At 67.7% G+C, this 20,019-nt stretch carries 17 protein-coding genes and 1 tRNA gene; 8 read left to right on the plus strand and 10 right to left on the minus strand.

Annotation, left to right across the window (positions count from 1 at the left end; translation table 11 throughout):
- Positions 1-57 precede the first annotated feature (57 nt).
- A tRNA-Gly gene (locus Q0P60_RS11755) sits at positions 58-131 on the minus strand.
- A gap of 116 nt (positions 132-247) precedes the next feature.
- The gene (locus Q0P60_RS11760) at positions 248-2,083 is read right to left on the minus strand and encodes an autotransporter domain-containing protein (RefSeq protein WP_294993235.1); all 1,836 of its coding nucleotides are present in this window, start codon (positions 2,081-2,083) and stop codon (positions 248-250) included.
- Positions 2,084-2,290: 207 nt separating this feature from the next.
- On the opposite strand from Q0P60_RS11760, the gene thiS reads away from it, so the two are divergent.
- The 4 genes from thiS (at position 2,291) to Q0P60_RS11780 (ending at position 5,983) form a co-directional block, all read left to right on the plus strand.
- Positions 2,291-2,491, plus strand: a complete 201-nt coding sequence (thiS, locus tag Q0P60_RS11765) for a sulfur carrier protein ThiS (RefSeq protein WP_294993238.1) — start codon at positions 2,291-2,293, stop codon at positions 2,489-2,491.
- A gap of 88 nt (positions 2,492-2,579) precedes the next feature.
- The gene (locus Q0P60_RS11770) at positions 2,580-3,374 is read left to right on the plus strand and encodes a thiazole synthase (protein ID WP_294993241.1); all 795 of its coding nucleotides are present in this window, start codon (positions 2,580-2,582) and stop codon (positions 3,372-3,374) included.
- On the plus strand, positions 3,374-4,108 hold the full coding sequence (gene trmB / locus Q0P60_RS11775; RefSeq protein WP_010481468.1) for a tRNA (guanosine(46)-N7)-methyltransferase TrmB: 735 nt from the start codon (positions 3,374-3,376) through the stop codon (positions 4,106-4,108). Before Q0P60_RS11770 ends, trmB begins: the two co-directional genes overlap by 1 nt.
- A 27-nt stretch (positions 4,109-4,135) precedes the next feature.
- Positions 4,136-5,983, plus strand: a complete 1,848-nt coding sequence (locus tag Q0P60_RS11780; RefSeq protein WP_294993246.1) for an SLC13 family permease — start codon at positions 4,136-4,138, stop codon at positions 5,981-5,983.
- A gap of 150 nt (positions 5,984-6,133) precedes the next feature.
- Here the strand turns inward: Q0P60_RS11780 and Q0P60_RS11785 are convergent, their stop codons facing one another.
- The gene (locus Q0P60_RS11785; RefSeq protein ID WP_294993248.1) at positions 6,134-6,469 is read right to left on the minus strand and encodes a Rieske (2Fe-2S) protein; all 336 of its coding nucleotides are present in this window, start codon (positions 6,467-6,469) and stop codon (positions 6,134-6,136) included.
- A 178-nt stretch (positions 6,470-6,647) separates the two neighbouring features.
- Between Q0P60_RS11785 and Q0P60_RS11790 the strand changes: the two genes are divergently transcribed.
- The 4 genes from Q0P60_RS11790 (at position 6,648) to Q0P60_RS11805 (ending at position 9,827) form a co-directional block, all read left to right on the plus strand.
- On the plus strand, positions 6,648-6,929 hold the full coding sequence (locus Q0P60_RS11790) for a hypothetical protein (RefSeq protein ID WP_286069641.1): 282 nt from the start codon (positions 6,648-6,650) through the stop codon (positions 6,927-6,929).
- Between the two features lie 75 nt (positions 6,930-7,004).
- A complete protein-coding gene (locus Q0P60_RS11795; RefSeq protein ID WP_294993254.1) occupies positions 7,005-7,721 on the plus strand; it encodes a fumarylacetoacetate hydrolase family protein in 717 nt (238 codons plus the stop codon).
- 55 nt (positions 7,722-7,776) lie between these two features.
- Positions 7,777-8,181, plus strand: a complete 405-nt coding sequence (gene mscL, locus Q0P60_RS11800; protein ID WP_294993257.1) for a large-conductance mechanosensitive channel protein MscL — start codon at positions 7,777-7,779, stop codon at positions 8,179-8,181.
- Between the two features lie 224 nt (positions 8,182-8,405).
- The gene (locus Q0P60_RS11805) at positions 8,406-9,827 is read left to right on the plus strand and encodes a M28 family peptidase (RefSeq protein ID WP_294993260.1); all 1,422 of its coding nucleotides are present in this window, start codon (positions 8,406-8,408) and stop codon (positions 9,825-9,827) included.
- 109 nt (positions 9,828-9,936) lie between these two features.
- Here the strand turns inward: Q0P60_RS11805 and Q0P60_RS11810 are convergent, their stop codons facing one another.
- The 7 genes from Q0P60_RS11810 to Q0P60_RS11840 form a co-directional block, all read right to left on the minus strand.
- Entirely contained in the window at positions 9,937-11,388 is a 1,452-nt protein-coding gene (locus tag Q0P60_RS11810) for an alanine/glycine:cation symporter family protein (RefSeq protein WP_294993263.1), read from the minus strand.
- Between the two features lie 10 nt (positions 11,389-11,398).
- The gene (locus tag Q0P60_RS11815; RefSeq protein ID WP_294993266.1) at positions 11,399-12,391 is read right to left on the minus strand and encodes a hypothetical protein; all 993 of its coding nucleotides are present in this window, start codon (positions 12,389-12,391) and stop codon (positions 11,399-11,401) included.
- Positions 12,392-12,616: 225 nt separating this feature from the next.
- Positions 12,617-13,453 carry a TrmH family RNA methyltransferase gene (locus tag Q0P60_RS11820; protein ID WP_294993269.1) on the minus strand — a complete coding sequence of 279 codons (837 nt, stop codon included), beginning with the start codon at positions 13,451-13,453 and terminating at the stop codon, positions 12,617-12,619.
- On the minus strand, positions 13,454-14,962 hold the full coding sequence (locus Q0P60_RS11825) for an alanine/glycine:cation symporter family protein (RefSeq protein ID WP_294993272.1): 1,509 nt from the start codon (positions 14,960-14,962) through the stop codon (positions 13,454-13,456).
- A gap of 199 nt (positions 14,963-15,161) precedes the next feature.
- Positions 15,162-15,683, minus strand: a complete 522-nt coding sequence (locus tag Q0P60_RS11830) for a GNAT family protein (protein WP_294993598.1) — start codon at positions 15,681-15,683, stop codon at positions 15,162-15,164.
- 55 nt (positions 15,684-15,738) lie between these two features.
- Positions 15,739-18,864, minus strand: a complete 3,126-nt coding sequence (locus Q0P60_RS11835) for an efflux RND transporter permease subunit (RefSeq protein ID WP_294993274.1) — start codon at positions 18,862-18,864, stop codon at positions 15,739-15,741.
- The gene (locus tag Q0P60_RS11840) at positions 18,861-19,967 is read right to left on the minus strand and encodes an efflux RND transporter periplasmic adaptor subunit (protein WP_294993276.1); all 1,107 of its coding nucleotides are present in this window, start codon (positions 19,965-19,967) and stop codon (positions 18,861-18,863) included. Before Q0P60_RS11840 ends, Q0P60_RS11835 begins: the two co-directional genes overlap by 4 nt.
- Positions 19,968-20,019 lie beyond the last annotated feature (52 nt).

Here is a 20,019-nt window from a genome sequence, read left to right on the forward strand (position 1 = left end):
TGCGGAGCGGCTCGTCGGGTGCGGAGTGCCAGCACTGGGCGCAGGCCGCGGGAGACATGGAGCGGGCGATGGGAATCGAACCCACGTCAGTAGCTTGGGAAGCTACAGCTCTACCATTGAGCTACGCCCGCATTGCGGATGAAAGTCTATGCGCTGGAGACGGTGTTGCGCAATGGTGCGCGCCGCATCGGCACGGGGCCAGAGCCCTTTCCTCGTGGAAAGGGATCCGGCCCCGCCTGGCATCTGCTTAGAAGCTGCCGCCCACCGTGGCGAAGATCGTCGCGTCGCGGGCGCGCTTCTGCGCGGCCGTGGTGCTCACGCCCAGGTTGCCCTGCAGGCCAAACAGGTCCATGCGCGCACCCAGCACGGCGGTGGCGTAGTTCTTGTCGAAGTCCAGGCCCGGCACGCGGTAGCTGCCCAGTTCCGGCAGGGTCTGCAGCCAGGCGCTGGCCTGCTTGGTGTCCTCGAACTCGTGGTCGTAGGTCACCTGCACGTACGGCTTGACGGTGCCGCCATCGAAGCGGGCCTGCCAGCCGATGCGGCCAACGGTCGAATCGACGTTCTGGCGGTCGTAACCCAGCGCGGTGGCCAGGGTGCCGGCAGCAGCGCTTTCGGTGTAGCCGTCGATCTTCACCTTCTGCCAGATCACCGACGCGATCGGGCCGTGGCGGAAGCCGCCTTCGGTGCCGAACTCGTAACCGGCGTTCAGTGCGGCGGTCAGGTTGCTGCCATCCGGCGAGCCACCGTGTTCACGGGTCGCCGGGCCCAGCTGCAGCTTGCGGTTCACGTCGTACGACAGCCAGGTGTAGCTGACCTGGCCGTTGACCCAGACGCGGTCGCCGTACCATGCCGCGAACAGGCCGGCGGTGGTGTCCTTCTGGGTGAAGTCGCCGCGGCTGTTGCCAAAGTCGGCATTCAAGCGGCCGAAGCCGGCGAAGCCACCGACCACCACGCCGTTGCGCGCCCAGTCGATACCGAACAGGCCGGCCGGTGCCACGCCGTCATACAGATCGGCGTGGTCATAGCGCTGCAGGTCGCCGCGCACACCCCCCCACCACGACAGGCCGTCGGCCGGGCGGGCGCCGAGGTGATTGCTGACCTGGTCCGCGCGGGCGCGGCCGATGGTCTGCGCCGAGTGACTCAGCACCTGCTGCAGGCGCGGCGCTTCCAGCACCGAAACGGCGTACTGGCCCAGCAGCTGATGGCCGGCAACGGTCGGGTGCACGCCGTCGGCGAACAGGTAGGTCTGGTAGGCATCCGGGCTGACGTAGCTGGTCGGATTGCAGGTCAGGATGCTGACCGTGGAGTTGTTCGGATCGATCTTGCAGGCGGTGCTGGTGACGTTGCTGAAACCGTACATGGCCGGGTTGGCAGCCACTTCGCTCAGCACGGTGAAGGTATCCAGCGGGATGAACTCGATGCCGGCCTGCTTCAGGCCACCGTACAGGGCCTTGTTGTACCCGGCCGACAGCGCGGTGGCGGTGGCGGCATTCGGGCCACGGAAGGCCGGGGTCAGGCCGACGTTGGGCAGGTTCGGCACCAGCACGTACTGGGCACCGGCCTGCTTCAGCGCGCCGACCAGGGCGATCTGGTCGGTGACGGCCGCGCCGATGATGGCCTGCGCCTGCGCCGGAGCGCCGGCTGCCGCGAACAGATCGTTGGCACCGCCCCAGACCGTGTACAGGGCATTGGCGTCAGCCTTGCCACCGTTTGCGGCCAGGTAGCGGTTGGCCTGCGTCTTCAGCGACGGGATGACGCCCAGCGCGCTCGGCACGTCCACGCTGACCCGGGCGCCGCCGGCGGCGTAGTTGTCGCCGTTCTGGCCATTGCCGTTGGCGCCGTTGTTGAGGCCGTAGTAGTTGGCGACCTGCTGCGACCAGACCCAGCCCGGGTTGGTGGTGAACTGACCGGTGGCGCCCTGGGTGGCGGCCGGCAGCAGCGGACGGAAGTAGCCGGCGTCGGTCAGGCTGTCACCGAAGAACACCGCCTTCGTGTACGGGTTTTCGCCTGCCATGGCTGGAAGCGCGGCCAGCGCGATCGCGGCCGCCATCAGGGAGCGGATCGGGTGTTTGCTGAGCTGCATCTGGAAACTCCTGTGGGGAAAATAGAGAGGGACCCGGCACACGTACGCCGGCGCACGGTGAATGGTTTCACTGCGCCGCGTTTTGCTCACGCTGCGCCGCCGCATGGATTGTCGCCTGATCCCCCGGGGCGCCGCTGTGCCGGAGCTGGCGCCCGGTGCCGCGGGCGGGCATTCCGATCCCGTGGGGCGATCGGCGACAATGCCCGGATGAACATCCAGCTCAACGGCGAACCCCGTACCCTGCCCGCCCGGGCCACCCTCCACGACCTGCTTGAAGCCGAGCAGCTGCTGCAGCGCCGGGTGGCGGTGGAGGTCAACGGCGAGATCGTCAGCCGCAGCCGTCATGGCGAGCACCTGCTGGCCGAAGGTGACGTGGTGGAGATCGTGCACGCCCTGGGCGGTGGCTGAGGGGGCATATCCCTTGGCCTATGGCAAAGGGCTCTGACTCCAGCGCCTGCGTGACCCCATCTTCAGGCGGATAAGCGATAATCGCGCCATGAACGTTCATGTCTCCCCCGATTCGCTGGTGATCGCCGGCAAGACCTATGGCTCGCGGCTGCTGACCGGCACCGGCAAGTTCAAGGATCTGGAAGAAACCCGCCTGGCCACCGAGGCTGCAGGCGCCCAGATCGTCACCGTGGCCATCCGCCGCAGCAACATCGGGCAGAACCCGGGTGAGCCGAACCTGCTCGACGTGCTGCCGCCGGAGCGCTTCACCATCCTGCCCAACACCGCCGGCTGCTACACCGCCGAAGACGCCGTGCGCACCTGCCGCCTGGCCCGCGAACTGCTGGACGGCCACAACCTGACCAAGCTGGAAGTGCTCGGCGACCAGAAGAACCTGTACCCGGACGTGATGCAGACCCTCAAGGCCGCCGAACAGCTGGTCAAGGACGGCTTCGAGGTCATGGTCTACACCTCCGACGACCCGATCCTGGCCAAGCGCCTGGAAGAGATCGGCTGTGCCGCGGTGATGCCGCTGGCTGCGCCGATCGGTTCCGGCCTGGGCATCCAGAACAAGTACAACCTGCTGCAGATCATCGAAGACGCCAAGGTGCCGATCATCGTCGACGCCGGCGTCGGCACCGCTTCGGACGCGGCGATCGCCATGGAGCTGGGCTGCGACGGCGTGCTGATGAACACCGCCATTGCCGGCGCGCGCAGCCCGGTGCTGATGGCCAGTGCCATGCGCAAGGCGGTCGAGGCCGGCCGCGAGGCGTTCCTGGCCGGGCGCATCCCGCGCAAGCGCTACGCCAGCGCCTCCTCGCCGCTGGATGGGCTGATCGGCTGATGACCAATCCTTTCGACAGCGCCGGCTCCAAGGCCCCGCCCAAGCCCTTCACGGTCAGCGAAGGCCGCCGCGAAGTCCGCAGCTTCGTGCTGCGCCAGGGCCGCTTCACTCCGGCCCAGCAGCGCGCGTTCGACGAACGCTGGCCGCGCTTCGGCATCGACTACAACGGCCAGCCGCGTGACCTGGACGCCACCTTCGGCCGTCCGGCGCACAAGGTGCTGGAAATCGGCTTCGGCAATGGCGCCGCGCTGCGCTTCGCCGCCCAGCACGACCCGTCGCGCGACTACATCGGCATCGAGGTGCATGCGCCCGGCGTGGGCCGCCTGCTGAACGCGCTGGCCGACGACAACGCCGACCACGTACGCCTCTACCACCACGATGCGGTGGAAGTGCTGCAGAACGAGATCGCCGATGGCGCGCTCGATGAAGTTCGCATCTACTTCCCGGACCCGTGGCACAAGAAGCGCCACAACAAGCGCCGCCTGCTGCAGCCGGCGTTCGCCGAGCTGCTGGTGCGCAAGCTGCGCCCGGGCGGTCGCCTGCACTGCGCCACCGACTGGGAGGACTACGCCGAGCAGATGTGGGACGTGCTCGACGCCACCGCCGGCCTGGTCAACCGCGCCGGCCCGCGTGGCAGCGTTCCGCGCCCGGACTGGCGCCCGCAGACCCACTTCGAGACCCGCGGTCAGAAGCTGGGCCATGGCGTCTGGGACCTGCTGTACGACCGCACCTGATGATCGCCTGAGGACATCGCGCCCCACATGGATACCGCGCTGACGCTGACCAACGACATGAAGCTCGTGCTCGGGCTGGTCGGTTTCACGATGGCGATGTTCCTGTTCGAGCGCATCCGCGCCGACGTGGTCGCGCTGGTGGTGCTGGTGGTGCTCGGTGTCACCGGGCTGATCGCGCCGGAGGAGATCTTCGGCGGTTTCTCCGGCAACGCGGTGATGAGCATCATCGCCACCACCATCCTCGGTGCGGGCCTGGACCGCACCGGGGCGCTGAACCGGCTGGCCGCCTGGCTGCTGCGACGCGGCCATGGTGTCGAGCAGCGGCTGCTGATGATGACCACGGCCATCGCCGGGCTGAACTCGTCCTTCATGCAGAACCCCTCGGTGATGGCGCTGTACCTGCCGGTCGCCTCGCGACTGGCGGCGCGTACCGGGCTGACCCTGCAGCGCCTGCTGCTGCCGATTTCAGCGGCGATCGTGATGGGCGGCGCGCTGACCATGGTCGGCAACTCGCCGCTGATCCTGCTGAACGACCTGCTGGCCTCGGCCAACAACAACCTGCCCTCGGGCCTGGCCACCATCGAGCCGCTGCGGATGTTCGCGCCGCTGCCGATCGGCGTGGCGCTGCTGGTCGCCTCGCTGCTGTACTTCCGCTACTACGGCGACCGCAAGCTGATCGAGGAAGAGAACCTGGTCAACGATGGGGTCACCCCGGCGCGCACCGAAAGCTACTTCGCCAAGACCTATGGCATTGAAGGCGACGTGTTCGAGCTGGTGGTCAGCGCCGAAAGCCCGCTGGTCGGCATGACCCTGGGCGAAGCCGAGAACCTGCACGATGCCCCCCTGCTGCTGGCGCTGAAGACCGGCAACGACACCCGCCTGGCACCGCCGGCGGAGATGCGCATCTGGGTCGGCAGCGTGCTCGGCGCGATGGGCCCGCGCGAGCAGATCAACGACTTCGCGCAGAACCAGTTCCTGCGCATGTCCTCGCGCCTGAAGCACCTCGGCGACCTGTTCAATCCCAGCCGCGCCGGCATTTCCGAGGCGGTGGTGCCGCCGACCTCGAACGTGATCGGCAAGAGCGCTGCCGACCTGCGCCTGCGCAAGGAGCGCGGCATCAGCCTGCTGGCGATCAACCGCGACAAGCAGGTGATCCGCGAGGATGTGCGCGACGTGCAGCTGCGCGCCGGCGACATGCTGGTCTTCCACAGCATCTGGACCGACCTGGCACAGGCCGCCAAGAGCCGTGACTTCGTGGTGGTGACCGACTACCCGACCGGCGAGCAGCGCCCGCACAAGTTCAAGATCGCGATGGCGATCTTCGCCCTGACCATCCTGATCGCGCTGACCAGCAAGCTGCCGGTGGCGCTGACGCTGATGACCGGCGTGGCCGGCATGCTGCTGACCGGCGTGCTGCGCATGGACGAGGCCTACGCCTCGATCAACTGGAAGACGGTGTTCATGATGGCCGGGCTGATTCCCCTCGGCTGGGCGATGGATTCCAGTGGCGCGGCCGCGTGGGTGGCCGGCCACACCATCGACAAGCTGCCGACCGGCATTCCGCTGTGGGTGCTGGAGGTGGCGCTGGCACTGCTGACCACGGCGTTCTCGCTGGTGATCAGCCATGTCGGCGCGACCATCGTGATGGTCCCCATTGCGGTGAACCTGGCACTGGCGGCCGGTGGCAACCCCACTGCGTTCGCGCTGATCGTGGCGCTGTCGGCCTCCAACAACCTGATGACGGCGTCCAATCCGGTGATCTCGATGATCACCGGCCCGGCCAACTACACCCCGCGCGAGATGTGGCGGGTCGGCGGCCCGCTGTCGCTGATCTACACCCTGGTGGTGGTGCTGATGATCAACCTGATGTTCTGAGGGGAGGTGTTGGCAGGGCTTCTGAGGGGAGTGTTGGCAGGGCTGCAACAGGTGGGTGCGGACCGTTGGTCCGCACGAGGTTCACCTGCAACGGAGCGTGCGGACCAACGGTCCGCACCCACCTCAAGCAACATCCAACATCAACCGGTCTCAGGCCAGGTAGACCTCGCCGTCGCGCACGTCCACCGGCACCGCACGCAGGCGGTCGCCCTTGCACGGGCCGGCGATGCAATCGCCACTGTCCAGCGCGAACGAGGCACCATGCGCGGCGCATACCAGGTGGCCTTCGCGGCTTTTCAGGAACTGACCCGGCGCCCAGTCCAGGCGACGACCGGCGTGCGGGCAGATGTTCAGGAACGCCCGCACCTGCGCGCCGTCGCGGTACAGCACCAGCGATTCGGCATCGCCATCGACCACCGCTTCGACCTCGGCAAACCCGCCATCGGCAATGGCATCAAGGGCGATCAGGGCAGCGGCGGCAGTCATGGCGAAGGCTCGGACAGTAAACCCGTATTGTCGCACGCCCACTCAGGTGACTGGCTGCGACATGAACACAAGTCATTGATCCGTAATAAGCACAGGCTATATTTAACGAGTTTTTCACTCAATGACAGTGGCGCGTCCCGATACTCTGGTTTCGCTGATCCCAGCCTATCGAGCCGCCATGTTCAATCGCGCATCCGCCTTCACCCAGTTCCGCACCCTGTTCGCGCCGCGCAAGCCGCGTCACCCGCTGGTGCGCGTGGCCGTGGGCCTGCTTGGCCTGGCGATCCTGGCCGCGATGGTGTTCATCGGCGTGTTCGTCGGTGCGGCAATGATCCTGGTCGGCCTGGCGTGGAAGCTGCTGGCCTCGCGCAAGCCGGGCGCCGCCCGTCCGGTCGACCCGACCGTGGTCGAGGGCGAGTACCGCGTGGTGCGCAAGCCGGTGCTGCCGGCCTCGCGCTGAGCCCTGACCTCCGCGCCCGCTGACGGCGGGCGCCATGCGTTCTAGACTGCGGGCACGCCCTTCCTGGATGCCCGCATGCCCGATGTCTCCGATGTGATTCCTGCCGTAGCCCTGCCGCGTGTTCCGGTGGTGGGCGGTGGCAGCTTCCCCGTGCACCGCATCTACTGCGTCGGCCGCAATTTCGCCGACCATGCCCGCGAAATGGGCGCGGCGGTACCGGAAGCCGATGACCGCGGCCGTCCGATGTTCTTCAGCAAGCCGGCCGATGCGATCGTGGTCGGCCACGACGACGCCATCCCCTACCCGCCGGCGACCGCCAACCTGCACCACGAAGTGGAACTGGTGGTCGCAATCGGCCGCGATGCCCCCGCCGGCGAACTGGCCGTGGCCGACGCCGACGCGCTGGTCTACGGCTACGCCGTCGGCCTGGACCTGACCCGCCGCGACCTGCAGGCCGCCGCCAAGGACAAGGGTCACCCGTGGGATGCCGCCAAGGGCTTCGATGCCTCCGCGCCGATCAGCGAGATCGTCCACGCCGCCGAAGTGGGTGACCTGGCCGCACTCAACCTGTCGCTGGAGGTCAATGGCGAGGTGCGCCAGCAGGCGCTGCTCGACCAGATGATCTGGAACGTACCGGAGATCCTGCACGAACTGTCCAAGCTGTGGCAGCTGCGTGCCGGCGACCTGGTGTTCATGGGCACCCCTTCTGGAGTGGCCGCGCTGAAGCCCGGTGACCGCTTCAGTGCCCGCCTGGAAAACGTGGCCGAGCGCCACGGCGTGATCGCCGGCTGACATCACCTGCGCTACCCTGCGCGCTGTTCCACTTCCCCACCGGAGAAAAACAACAATGGGAATGCTCACCGAGTTCAAGGAATTCGCGATGCGCGGCAACGTCATCGACCTCGCCGTCGGCGTGGTGATCGGCGCGGCCTTCGGCAAGATCGTGACGGCGCTGGTCGAGAAGATCATCATGCCGCCGCTGGGCCTGCTGATCGGCAAGGTGGACTTCTCGCAGCTGGCCTGGACGTTGTCACCGGCCCGCCTCGGTCCGGACGGCAAGGAAATCCCGGCGGTGGTGATCGGCTACGGTGACTTCATCAACACGCTGATCCAGTTCGTGATCGTGGCCTTCGCCATCTTCCTGGTGGTCAAGGCGATCAACCGCCTGTCGCGCAAGCAGGACGCCGCCCCGGCCGCACCGGCCGAGGAAGTGGTGCTGCTGCGCGAGATCCGCGACAGCCTGAAGAAATAAGGCGGCCTACCGGTAGTGCCGGCCGCTGGCCGGCAACATCGGAACAACCGTGGTGCCGGCCAGCGGCCGGCACTACCGCGACTGCACGAAAGCCCCGCTCCGGCGGGGCTTTCGCTTTGCCGCTCGTGGCGGAAAGCAGCGTTCGCTGCCGCCATGACCTCCCGCCCATGCGCGCGGCTGAACGACTGTTAAGCTCCAAGGCCAGGTCCCTTCCGGAGTTGTCCATGCGTCGCCGCGTGCTTGCCATCGCATCCTCCCTCGCCCTGCTGGCCGCTCCGGCCTTCGCGGCGCCACGTACCACCTCCCTGCCGCCGGCCTCGCTGGCAACCGCCGCACAGCTGCGCGACCAGGCACTGGCCGATGACACCGGCTGGAAGGTGGTCGAATCGCTCACCACCGAGATCGGTCCGCGCATCGCCGGCGGCGAAGCCGACGCCCGCGCCGTGGCCTGGGCCGAAGCCAAGTTCAAGGCACTCGGCTTCGACAAGGTGTGGAAGGAACCGGTGACGTTCCCGAAGTGGGAGCGCCGCAGTGAACACGCCGCCGTGACCGGCAGGAATCCGCAGCCGCTGCAGATCACCGCACTGGGCGGCAGCCCGGGGGGCACGGTGGAAGCGGAGGTGGTCCGCTTCGCCGACCTGGCTGCACTGCAGGCAGCGCCCGCCGGTTCGCTGAAGGGCAAGATCGCCTTCGTCGACTACCAGATGCTGCCGTTCCGCGATGGCCGCGACTATGGCCGTGGCGGTGCGATCCGCAGCAAGGGCCCCTCCGAAGCGATCCGCAAGGGCGCGATCGGTTTCCTGATGCGCTCGGCCGGTACCGATTCGCACCGCGTGCCGCACACCGGCATCACCCGTTTCGATGAGGGCCTGACCCCGGTGCCGTCGGCGGCCCTGTCGGTGCCTGATGCCGACCAGCTGGCGCGCCTGCTGGCGCGTGGCAGCACCACGGTGAAGGTGGCGCTGGACTGCGGCTGGGATGGCACTGCCACCTCGTACAACGTGATCGGCGAGATCACCGGCCGCAGCCTGCCGAAGGAAGTGGTGGTGATCGGTGGTCATCTGGATTCGTGGGACCTGGGCACCGGTGCGGTGGATGACGGCGCGGGCGTGGGCATCACCATGGCGGCCGGACACCTGATTGGCCAGCTCAAGCAGGCACCGAAGCGCACCATCCGCGTGATCGCTTTCGCCAACGAGGAACAGGGCCTGTATGGCGGCAAGGCCTACGCCGAGGCACATGCCAAGGACGTGGCCCTGCACCAGCTGGCCGCGGAGAGCGACTTCGGTGCCGGCCGCATCTATGCCTTCAACACCGGTTCGCCGAATCCGGAGGGCTCGCGCGAGGCCACCCGGCAGATCGCCGAAGTGATGAAGCCGCTGGGCATCGAGTACCAGGCCGACAAGGGTGGCCCGGGCCCGGACGTCGGCCCGCTGGCCGCCAAGGGCGGTGCGTGGGCATGGTTGGCGCAGGATGGCTCGGATTACTTCCACCTGCATCACACCGCCGACGACACGCTGGACAAGATCGACCCGAAGGCGCTGGCCCAGAACGTGGCGGCCTACACCGTGTTCGCCTACCTGGCCGCGGAAGCCGACGGCAGCTTTGGCAGCGAGGCGAAGGCGACCACGCCGCCGAACGAATGACGGCGCGATGGGCCGTCATGAAACTGCGCCGGGCGTGACCCGGCACAGTTCCGTCGGAGCCGACGGTCGGTCGGCTCCGCGCAACGCGAGGGATCTGGCCGCGATGCTGTCAGCCCTGCCACACGCTGGTGTTGTACACGCCCAACCGCTTCGGATTGAACAGCGGATCCCTGCCGGCGCGACGATGCTGTTCGTAATCGCGCAGTGCCGCCAGCGCCGGCTTCTGCAGCAGCAGGATGGCGATGATGTTCAGCCAGCTCATCAGGCCCACGCCGATGTCACCCAGCGACCAGGCCACCGTTGCGCTGTTGACCGCCGAGTAGCCGGTCGCGGCCAGGAACAGCAGCTGGAACCCGCCCATCACCCACGGCGCCGGACGATCACGGCACAGGTAGCTGATGTTGGTCTCGGCCATGTAGTACAGCGCCAGGATCGTGGTGAACGCGAACGGCAGGATCGCCAGCGCCACGAATGAACGGCCGAAGCCCGGCAACGCGGATTCCACCGCGTGCTGCACGAACCGCGGCCCGGCCTCTACGCCGGGCAGGTTGCCCAGCAGCAGGCGCGCTTCATCCGGCACGCCGTTCACCGCCGGATCGTAGACGTTGTACAGACCGGTGGACAGGATCAGGAAGGCCGTGGCGCTGCACACCACCATGGTGTCGATGTAGACCGAGAACGACTGCACCAGGCCCTGCTTGACCGGATGCGAGACCTCGGCAGCGGCCGCCGGATGCGCACCACTGCCCATGCCGGCCTCGTTCGACAACACGCCACGGCGCACACCCCACTGGATGGCGGTGCCGATCATCGCGCCGAATGCCGCATCCACGCCGAAGGCACTGCGCAGCACCAGCATGATCACCTCCGGCACCTTCTCCGCGTTGAGTACCATCACCAGTGCCGCCACCAGCAGATACGCCACCGCCATCAGCGGTACCACCCATTCGGCGACCCGTGCGATACGGCGCACGCCACCGATCAGGATGGCGCCCAGCACCACCAGCAGCACCGCGGTGGTGGTCAGCGCCGGCACATCCCAGGCCTCGTTCACCGCACTGGTGATGGCATTGGACTGGGTACCGGCCAGCATCGCACCCGCCAGCACCGTCACCAGTGCGAACAGCACCGCATACCAGCGTTGGCCCACGCCCTTCTCGATGTAGTACGCCGGGCCACCTCGATACTGGCCGCGGGCGTCGCGTTCCTTGTAGATCTGCGCCAGGGTGGATTCGATGAAGGCACTGGAGGCACCGAGGAAGGCGACGATCCACATCCAGAAGATCGCGCCCGGGCCGCCAAAGGCGATGGCCATGGCAACGCCAGCGATGTTGCCGACCCCGACCCGGCTCGACAGCGACAGCGACAGGGCCTGGAACGGCGACACGCCGGAGTCGGAGCGTTCATGGCGGAACATGAGGCGCAGCATCTCCGGCAGCGCGCGCAACTGGATGAAGCGCGTGCGCACGCTGAAGTACAGGCCGGTGAGCAGGCACAGCACGACCAGGTAGGGGCTCCAGACGATGCCGAGCAGCCCGTTGACGATGGATTCGATGTTCATCGGCGGCTCCTCAGAAGAACATGCCGAGGGCAACCTGCGGGCTGACGATGCGGCCGGTGTTGCGGCCGGCCACGCTGAACTCGACACCGGCGATCAGGCCCAGTGACGGGCTGAAGTGGTATTCGACGGCCGGTGCCAGGCTGACGCTGCGGCTGGCCGGGCGGCGCTCATCGATGCGCTCGACCCCGCCATTGCCGTTGCGTGCGAAGCCGCTCAGGCGCTGCCCGGTCTCGCGGCTGGCGGCCATCTCCATCACGCCCACCCAGCGCGCATTGAAGCTGTACTCGGCGCCGACCGACAGCCCCAGCACCGAACCACGCGCGATGTGTCCCTGGAAACTGTCATCGGTGCCATACACGCTGGCACCGGAAATGGCGGTGCGCGCCGGCGCGGGGCCGGCGCTGAGCTGCGCACGCCAGCGCAGCGGCCGATCGTTGCCCAGCCACACCACCTGCTGCACGCCCAGTGCGGCCGTGGTGCGCTGTACGCCGTCGCCCTGCGCATCCAGTGGATTGCCGGTGATGCGGTCGTGGCTGCCGGTGCTGAAGCGCTGCACCAGCGCGATCGAGATGGCTGGGCGACTGCCCTCGGCGTTCGGTGCCTGCAGCAGGTACTGCAGGCGTGCGGTGGTATCACCGGCGCGGAAGCCGCTGCTGCGCGCACTGCCGGACTCCGCGCGCGAGGCGCTCAGGTTGACCTGGCCGGTCACCCGCTCGCTGATGCCATAGATGATCGGTAGCACGGTCGCCCACGCACCACTGCGTCCGGCGCTGCGGCGGCGATCGCCGTTGTCGTCATAGTAGTCGCGGCTGTCGACCCGCACCAGGTAGGGTTCGATGTACCAGTGGCCCTGCGGCAGGCCGGCCGGATTCGGGGTGATCAGTGGACCGGTGAAGTTGACGTCCTCGAGGCTGTGCTCGCCGGCCTGCACGGCGGGTGCGGCAAGCGCAGCGAGTGCCAGCACCAGGCAAGTGCGGGGTGTGCGGTGGCGGATCCGGTGCATGCAGCACTCCTGTACGACGTTGGAAGGAACTCCACCGTGCGGCGCAGGAAACGACCCAGCAATGAGATTAATTCTAAAAATGCGCCGCGATGGATCATTTGAGCCTGACGCGACGTATGCAGACGCATATAGCCATTCGCGCCGCGCAACGCCTGTGGCCGCGCGAAAAAAAACCCGGCCACAGGGGCCGGGTCCGTATCTCGACAGGCTCTTGAAACGACGTGATCAGCCGTTGCGGCGGCTCGCCCACTGCGCCAGCAGAACCGCCGTGGCCGAGGCCACGTTCAGGCTCTCCACCGCACCGCTGCCGGGAATGGAGACCTGCAGGTCACATTGGCCGGCCAGGCTGCGATCCATGCCCTCGCCTTCAGCGCCCATCACGTAGACCAGACGGGCCGGCAACGAAGCACGGAACACGTCGTCCGCGCCGTCGACCAGGGTGGCTGCCAGGCCGAAACCGGCGGCGCGCAGCTGCGCCATCGCTTCAGCGGTCTCCGGCAGCTGCACCAGCGGCACCGCTTCCGCGCCCCCTTCGGCCACGCGTGCGGCCGCACCGGACAGTGCCAGCGTGCTGCCAGCCGGCAGCAACAGTGCCTTGGCACCGAAATGTGCAGCCGAGCGCAGGATCGCACCGAGGTTGTGCGGGTTGCCCACGCCATCCAGCCACAATGCCAGTGCCGGGCCGTCACCGACCTGCTGCAGCCACTGCGCCAGCGGCAGCGGGTGCGCGCGCAGCACATCGGCCACCACGCCCTCATGATGGGTGGTGCCGGCGAGCTTGTTCAGATCACCGTCTTCGACCACCCGGTAGCCCACGCGGTTGGCCACGCACCATTTCAGCAGCGGCTGCAGGCGCGGGATGCGCGCCTCCAGCAGGTACAGCTTGCGCAGCGCCTGCGGCCGCGCTTCGAACGCAGCCAATACGGCATTCAGGCCGTACAGGCGCAGCTCGTCGCTGCCGCCACGCCCGCCACCGCCCGTAGCCGGCACCTCCGGGCGCGGCAACGGCGTTGCGCGCGGCGGACGGGCGGACGGACGGCGGTTGTTCCAAGGGTTGTTCACTTACGCATTCTCCTGCTTGCGCTGGCGCCAGAAATCGGCGTTCTTGATGCCCAGGGCATCAGGGTCGAACACCGGATCCTGGCCCAGCTTCTTCTGTCGTTCGTAGTCACGCAGGGCCAGCATCGCCGGCTTCTGGATGATGAGGATGGCGATGATGTTCAGCCAGGCCATCAGGCCCACGCCGATGTCGCCCAGCGCCCAGGCCAGGGTCGCATTATGGAACGCACCGAACACCACCATGCCGATGATGCCCAGGCGCAGCACCAGCACGGTCAGCGGGCGTTTGCGGTTGTGGTTCACATAGCTGAGGTTGGTCTCGGCCATGTAGTAGTACGCCATGATGGTGGTGAAGGCGAAGAAGAAGATGGCGATGGACACGAACGCCGAACCCCAGCCCGGCAGCACGGCTTCCACGCCGGCCTGCGCATAACCCGCGCCCTCCGGGATGCCGGCCAGACCCTGGAAGATCGGTGCGGCGCCCTGCACCGGCGAGTACACGTTGTAGGTGCCGCTGGCCAGGATCAGGAACGCGGTGGCGGTGCACACCATCATGGTGTCGAAATAGATGGCGAATGCCTGCACGTAGCCCTGCTTGGCCGGGTGCGAGACTTCCGATGCGGCTGCGGCGTGCGGGCCCGAACCCTGGCCGGCCTCGTTGGCGTAGATGCCGCGCTTGATGCCCCACTCCACCGCCAGGCCCATCATCGCGCCGAACGCGGCGTGGGTGCCGAAGGCGCTGTTGAAGATGATGCTGAACATCTCCGGCACGCGGTCGTAGTTGATGATCATGATGACGACGGCCATCAGGATGAAACCGGCGGCCATGAACGGCACCACCACTTCAGCGAAGTTGGCGATGCGCTTGACGCCGCCGAAGATCACCACGCCCAGCAGCAGCGCCACCACGATGCCGATACCCAGCTTCAGCGCCTGCACCGATTCCATGCCAAAGGCCTGGCCATCGAGCGGGCCGCACAGCGCGGTACCGCGGCAGGCGTTGATGATGCTGTCGGCGATCGCATTGGCCTGCACGCCCGGCATCAGGAAGCCGGCAGCGATGATGGTGGCGATGGCGAAGGCCAGCGCGTACCACTTCAGGCCCATGGCCTTTTCGATGTAGTACGCCGGGCCACCACGGTAGCGGCCCTCGGCATCCTTGGTCTTGTAGATCTGCGCCAGGGTGCATTCGACGTACGAGGTGGACGCGCCAAGGAAGCCCATCACCCACATCCAGAAGATCGCACCGGGGCCGCCGAAGGCGATGGCGGTGGCCACGCCGGCGATGTTGCCGATGCCCATGCGCCCGGCCATCGACATGGCCAGGGCCTGGAACGAGGACACGCCGGCATCGGATTTCTCACCCTTGACGGTGAGGCGGCACATCTCGAGAAAACCACGGATCTGCATGAAACGCGTGCGCAGGCTGAAGAACAGGCCGGCGCCCAGGCACACGAAGATCAGTGCCTTGCTCCAGATGATGCTGTTGATGAAGTGTACGGTTGCTTCCACGCGCGGTCTCTCCAGTCGGCGGGGTGAATGGACGTCCCGTCGGCTGGAAGGGACCCGCCTGATTCTCCCTGATCGAAGGTCGCTGCGGTAGCGCTGTTTTGTGGGGCCGAGCCGATGCTCGGCGGGGTGATGACGGCAGCCGAGTGTGAAATGGGGTCAGAGCCCTTTTCTGCGAAAAGGGATCCGACCCCGCGCGTGTTCAGGGCAGCTGCGTACGCACCCGGGCGAAGCGGCGCAGGTCGTGCAGCACGCCCCGCTTGTAGACTGCGCAGCGCTCCACGCCCTCCTGCTCGAAACCGTTCTTTTCCAGTACCCGCGCCGAGCCGAGGTTGAAGTCGACCACCGTGGCCTGCAGCCTGAACAGGCGCAGCTCATCCATCACCCACGGTGCGAACAGGCCGACCACCCGCGTCATCAGGCCCTGGCCCCAGTAAGCCTGGCCCAGCCAGTAGCCCAGTTCGGCGCTGTGCCCGCGCTCGGCCACGCCCTGCTGGGCGCCAACGCTGCCACAGGCCTGTCCATCGATCTCGATGGCCAGCGCCAGCGTGCCGGGGCTCAGCACGCGACCACCGAGAAAGGCCTCGCCATCCTCGCGCGTATAGGGATACGGGAAGCGATCGCGCAGGCCGCGCGACACCTCGGCATCGTTGGCGTGGCGCAGCAGCGATGCCAGATCGTCCGCGCACCACGGGCGCAGGCGGAAGCCTTCGCCCTGCAGCATCGGGGCCAGGGCCCTTTGCTGCGGGAAAAGGGATCCGACCCCGCCGGTGCCGGGATCAGGCATGGCCGCCTACCGACGGCGACGCCGCCTCCTGCTTCTCCAGCTCGCGCTTCACCGCTTCCGGCGAACGGGTGTAGGGCGCCAGCCGCGCGTAGAACGCCGGCACCACGAACAGCGACAGGAAGGTCGAAAGGGTCACGCCGAAGATGATCACGATGCCGATCGTGCCACGGCTGGCCGAACCGGGGCCACCGGCCACCACCAGCGGGATCGCGCCGACCACCGTAGCGATCGAGGTCATCAGGATCGGGCGCAGGCGCACCATCGCCGATTCGATGATCGCCTCGCGCACGCTGCGGCCGTCGTCGCGCAGCTGGTTGGCGAATTCGACGATGAGGATGCCGTTCTTCGCGGCCAGGCCGACCAGCATCACGATGCCGATCTGGCTGAACAGGTTCACCGTACCGCCACTCACCCACAATCCGACCAGCGCGCCGAGCACGCCCAATGGCACGGTCAGCATGATGGTCAGCGGATGGATGAAGCTCTCGAACTGCGCGGCCAGCACCAGGTACACCACCAGCAGGGCCATCGCGAAGGTCAGCAGCACCGCGCCACCGGCGCTCTGGTACTCGCGCGATTCCCCCTTCCAGTTCACCTGCGCGTACTGCGGCAGTTCCTCGCGGGCCACGTTCTGCGCCCAGGCGATGGCCTCGCCGAGCGGGTACCCCGGCGCCAGTCCGGCGCTGATGGTGATCGAGCGCAGGCGGTTGAAGCGGTTCAGGGTGCCGGCCTCGGCCACTTCGCTCAGGGTGACCAGGTTGGACAGCGGCACCAGCTCGCCGGAGGTGGCACGCACCCGGATCGCGGCCAGGTCGGCCGGGCTGGCACGTCCGTCGCGGCCGGCCTGCACCAGCACGTCGTACTCCTCGCCGTTGTCGACGAAGGTGGTGACGCGGCGCGAGCCCATCATGGTTTCCAGCGCCGAACCAATCGCGGTGACCGGCACGCCGAGATCGGCCGCACGCTGGCGATCGATGTTGACCCGCATCTGCGGCCGGGTTTCCTTGTAGTCCGAATCCGGGCCGACCAGGCCGGGGTTGTCGGCCATGCGCAGCAGGATGCGGTCGCGCCACTGCGCGATCTCGGCGTACTCGGGGCCCCCCAGCACGATCTGGAACGGCTGGCCACCACTGCGCACCAGGCCACCGCCGACCTGCGTGCGCACGCGCACGCCACGGATCGTGTCCAGCTCCTTCTGCAGTTCGTTGGCTACGGCCGGGGTGGCCTCGCTGCGCTGGCGCCACGGCTGCAGGAAGATGCTGACGCGGCCGGTGTGCATTTCCTCGCTGGCACCGAAGCCGCCCGGCACGCGCGGGTTGGCGCGCACGATCGGCTTGTCGGCACCGACATGCGGTGCCAGCAGCGCTTCCACCTGCTGCACCTGCTGCACGGTGTAGTCGTAGCCGGCGCCTTCCGGGCCATCGATCATGATCTGGAACGAACCGCGGTCTTCGGCCGGTGCAAGTTCCGACGGCAGCAGCTTGAGCAGGCCCCAGCTGGCGGCCAGCGCGGCCACCATCACCAGCAGGTAGATCCAGGTGCGGTCGACATGGTGCTGCAGCACCCGGCCATAGGCGCCGGCGAGGCGCTCCAGGTTGCGGTTGACGAATCCATGCAGGCCACGCGGTGCCTGGCCGGTGTGCGGCTTGAGCAGCTTGGAGGCCATCATCGGCGTCAGCGTCAGCGCGACGAATGCCGACAACGCCACCGCCGCAGCCAGTGCCACCGCCAGTTCGCGGAACAGGCGACCGGTGTTGCCTTCAAGGAAACCGACCGGCAGGAACACCGCGACCAGCACGGCGGTGGTGGCGATCACCGCGAAGGCGACCTGCGCGGTGCCGCGCTTGGAGGCCACCAGCGGCGGCTCACCGAGGTCGATGCGGCGCTGCACGTTCTCCACCACCACGATCGCATCGTCCACCACCAGGCCGATGCACAGCACCAGCGCCAGCAGGGTCAGCAGGTTGATCGAGAAGTCGAACGCGTACAGCGCGATGAACGCCGCCACCAGGCAGACCGGCACGGTCACCGCCGGAATCAGCGCGGCACGGAAACTGCCGAGGAACAGCCAGATCACCGCCAGCACCAGGATCATCGCTTCCACCAGCGTGGCATAGACGCGGTCCACCGCGGCTTCGATGAAGGTGGTGTTGTCGAAGGCAACGAAGATCTGCGTGCCCTTCGGCAGCGCCAGCGCTATCCGCTCGGCTTCGGCACGCGCGGTGCGCGCCACGTCCAGCGAGTTGGCAGTGGAGGTCTTGACGATGCCGAGGCCGATGCCGGGCTCGCCGTTGCTGCGGTAGTACGCGCGGCGTTCGGCCGAGGCCAGCTCGATCTTCGCCACGTCGCCCATGCGCACCACATAGCCGTCGCGGCCCTTGCCCAGCGGGATGGTGGCGAAGTCTTCAGGCTTGATGTAGTTGCGCTCCACGCGCAGGGTGAAATCGCGGTCGGTCGACTCGATGCGGCCCGCCGGCAGTTCCACGTTCTCGTTGCGCAGCGCGGTTTCCACATCACCGGTGGTCAGCCCGCGTGCGGCCAGCTGGTCACGGTCCAGCCAGATGCGCATGGCATAGCGCTGGCGGCCACCGATGCGGACCTGGGCCACGCCATCGAGGCTGGAGAAGCGATCGACCACGTAGCGGTCGGCGTAATCGCTCAGTTCCAGCGTGTCCATGGTCGAAGAGACCATGTTGAACCAGATGATCGGGTCCGCATCGCTTTCCACCTTGGCGATCTCCGGCGGACGCGCTTCCTCCGGCATGCGGTCGGCAACGCGGCTGACCGCGTCGCGCACGTCGTTGGCCGCCGCTTCGATATCGCGGTTGGAGGTGAATTCAATGCTGACCTGCGAACGGCCGTTGGTGCTGCGCGCATTGATGGTATCGATGCCTTCGATACCCGCCAGTGCGTCTTCCAGCACCTGGGTGATGCGGCTTTCGATGACCGCCGCCGAAGCACCGGTGTAGTCCACCGATACCGAGACGATCGGCGGATCGATCGCCGGCAGTTCGCGCAGGGTCAGGCGGGTGAAGGACATCACGCCCAGCACCAGCAGCAGCAGGCTCATCACCACGGCAAACACCGGCCGCTGGATGGAGATGTCGGACAGCTTCATCCGCCGTGGCCCTCGGCCGCGACCGGCGCCGGTGCATCAGCGGGCTGCGCCCCCGTGGCGGGGGCGGCGTCCTTGGCTGCCACCTTCAGGCCCGGGCGCAATTTGCCGGTGCCATCGACCACGATGCGCTGGCCGGCCTGCAGGCCCTGCTTGATCTCGACCACGCCGGCCCGGCGTGCGCCGGTGACCACGTCCACGCGCTCGACGCTGTCATCGGCGCCGATGCGGTACACGAAGGTATCGCGGCCGACCTGCACCACGGCGATTTCCGGAACCACCAGCGCCGGGCGCTCGGGGCGGAACAGGCGCACGTCGAGCAGCATGCCCGGGCGCAGCGCATGGTCGGCGTTGGCAAAGTCGGCGCGCACGGTCACCGCACGGGTGGCCGGGTCGATGCGCGCATCGATGGTGCTGACCTCGCCCTCGAAGGTACGCCCCGGCCAGGCCACGCTGGTGGCGCTGACCTTGTCACCGACGCCCAGCGCCGCCAGCTCCACTTCCGGCACCTGGAAGTCGATGTGCATGTGCTCGATGTCGTCGAGCGTGGCGATCACCGTGGTGGGCGTCAGCAGCGTGCCCGGGCTGACCTGGCGGATGCCGAGCACACCGGCGAACGGTGCACGCACGCGGCGGTCGCCGATGTCCGACTGCATCTGTGCCACGCGCGCCTCGGCGGCGTCGCGGATCGACTTCTGCGTATCCAGCGTGGCACTGGACACCAGCCGCTGGGTGGCCAGCTCACGCTGCCGCTTGTACAGCTGGTCGGCCTCGTGGAAGGTGGCCTGGGCCTGCACCAGCGCCGCTTCCTGGGCCTGGCCGCGCAGGGTCACGATCGGCGCGCCAGCGGCGATCTGCTGGCCGCTTTCGAAGTGCACCTTCTCGACGATCTCGCTGACCTTGGCGGTGACGCTGATCGACTCGCGCGCCTTGGCCGTGCCCAGCGCCTGCAGGGTGTCGTTCCACTGGGTGGGCTGCACGACCTGGGCGGTGACCGGCACCGCTTCGCCCTGCCGACGTGCGGCGGCCTCCTGCTTGCCTGCGCACCCGGCCAGCACGGCCAGGCTGAGGCCAAGGGCCAGGGTCGAAGCGATACGAGCCAACATGAACGGTCCTGATTGATCCACGGCCGCCGAGTGTAGGCAAGGGCCCGCAAAA

This window comes from uncultured Stenotrophomonas sp. (assembly GCF_945952405.1).
GTDB lineage: Bacteria > Pseudomonadota > Gammaproteobacteria > Xanthomonadales > Xanthomonadaceae > Stenotrophomonas.

Excerpts from the sequence above, each read along its gene's own strand:
- Q0P60_RS11805 (WP_294993260.1), top strand. The coding sequence starts at position 8,406 with ATGCGTCGCCGCGTGCTTGCCATCGCATCCTCCCTCGCCCTGCTGGCC.
- Q0P60_RS11790 (WP_286069641.1), top strand. The coding sequence starts at position 6,648 with ATGTTCAATCGCGCATCCGCCTTCACCCAGTTCCGCACCCTGTTCGCG.
- trmB (WP_010481468.1), top strand. The coding sequence starts at position 3,374 with ATGACCAATCCTTTCGACAGCGCCGGCTCCAAGGCCCCGCCCAAGCCC.
- Q0P60_RS11815 (WP_294993266.1), bottom strand. The coding sequence starts at position 12,391 with ATGCACCGGATCCGCCACCGCACACCCCGCACTTGCCTGGTGCTGGCA.
- Q0P60_RS11795 (WP_294993254.1), top strand. The coding sequence starts at position 7,005 with ATGCCCGATGTCTCCGATGTGATTCCTGCCGTAGCCCTGCCGCGTGTT.
- thiS (WP_294993238.1), top strand. The coding sequence starts at position 2,291 with ATGAACATCCAGCTCAACGGCGAACCCCGTACCCTGCCCGCCCGGGCC.
- Q0P60_RS11785 (WP_294993248.1), bottom strand. The coding sequence starts at position 6,469 with ATGACTGCCGCCGCTGCCCTGATCGCCCTTGATGCCATTGCCGATGGC.
- Q0P60_RS11770 (WP_294993241.1), top strand. The coding sequence starts at position 2,580 with ATGAACGTTCATGTCTCCCCCGATTCGCTGGTGATCGCCGGCAAGACC.
- Q0P60_RS11760 (WP_294993235.1), bottom strand. The coding sequence starts at position 2,083 with ATGCAGCTCAGCAAACACCCGATCCGCTCCCTGATGGCGGCCGCGATC.
- Q0P60_RS11835 (WP_294993274.1), bottom strand. The coding sequence starts at position 18,864 with ATGAAGCTGTCCGACATCTCCATCCAGCGGCCGGTGTTTGCCGTGGTG.
- mscL (WP_294993257.1), top strand. The coding sequence starts at position 7,777 with ATGGGAATGCTCACCGAGTTCAAGGAATTCGCGATGCGCGGCAACGTC.
- Q0P60_RS11780 (WP_294993246.1), top strand. The coding sequence starts at position 4,136 with ATGGATACCGCGCTGACGCTGACCAACGACATGAAGCTCGTGCTCGGG.
- Q0P60_RS11830 (WP_294993598.1), bottom strand. The coding sequence starts at position 15,683 with ATGCTGCAGGGCGAAGGCTTCCGCCTGCGCCCGTGGTGCGCGGACGAT.
- Q0P60_RS11840 (WP_294993276.1), bottom strand. The coding sequence starts at position 19,967 with ATGTTGGCTCGTATCGCTTCGACCCTGGCCCTTGGCCTCAGCCTGGCC.
- Q0P60_RS11810 (WP_294993263.1), bottom strand. The coding sequence starts at position 11,388 with ATGAACATCGAATCCATCGTCAACGGGCTGCTCGGCATCGTCTGGAGC.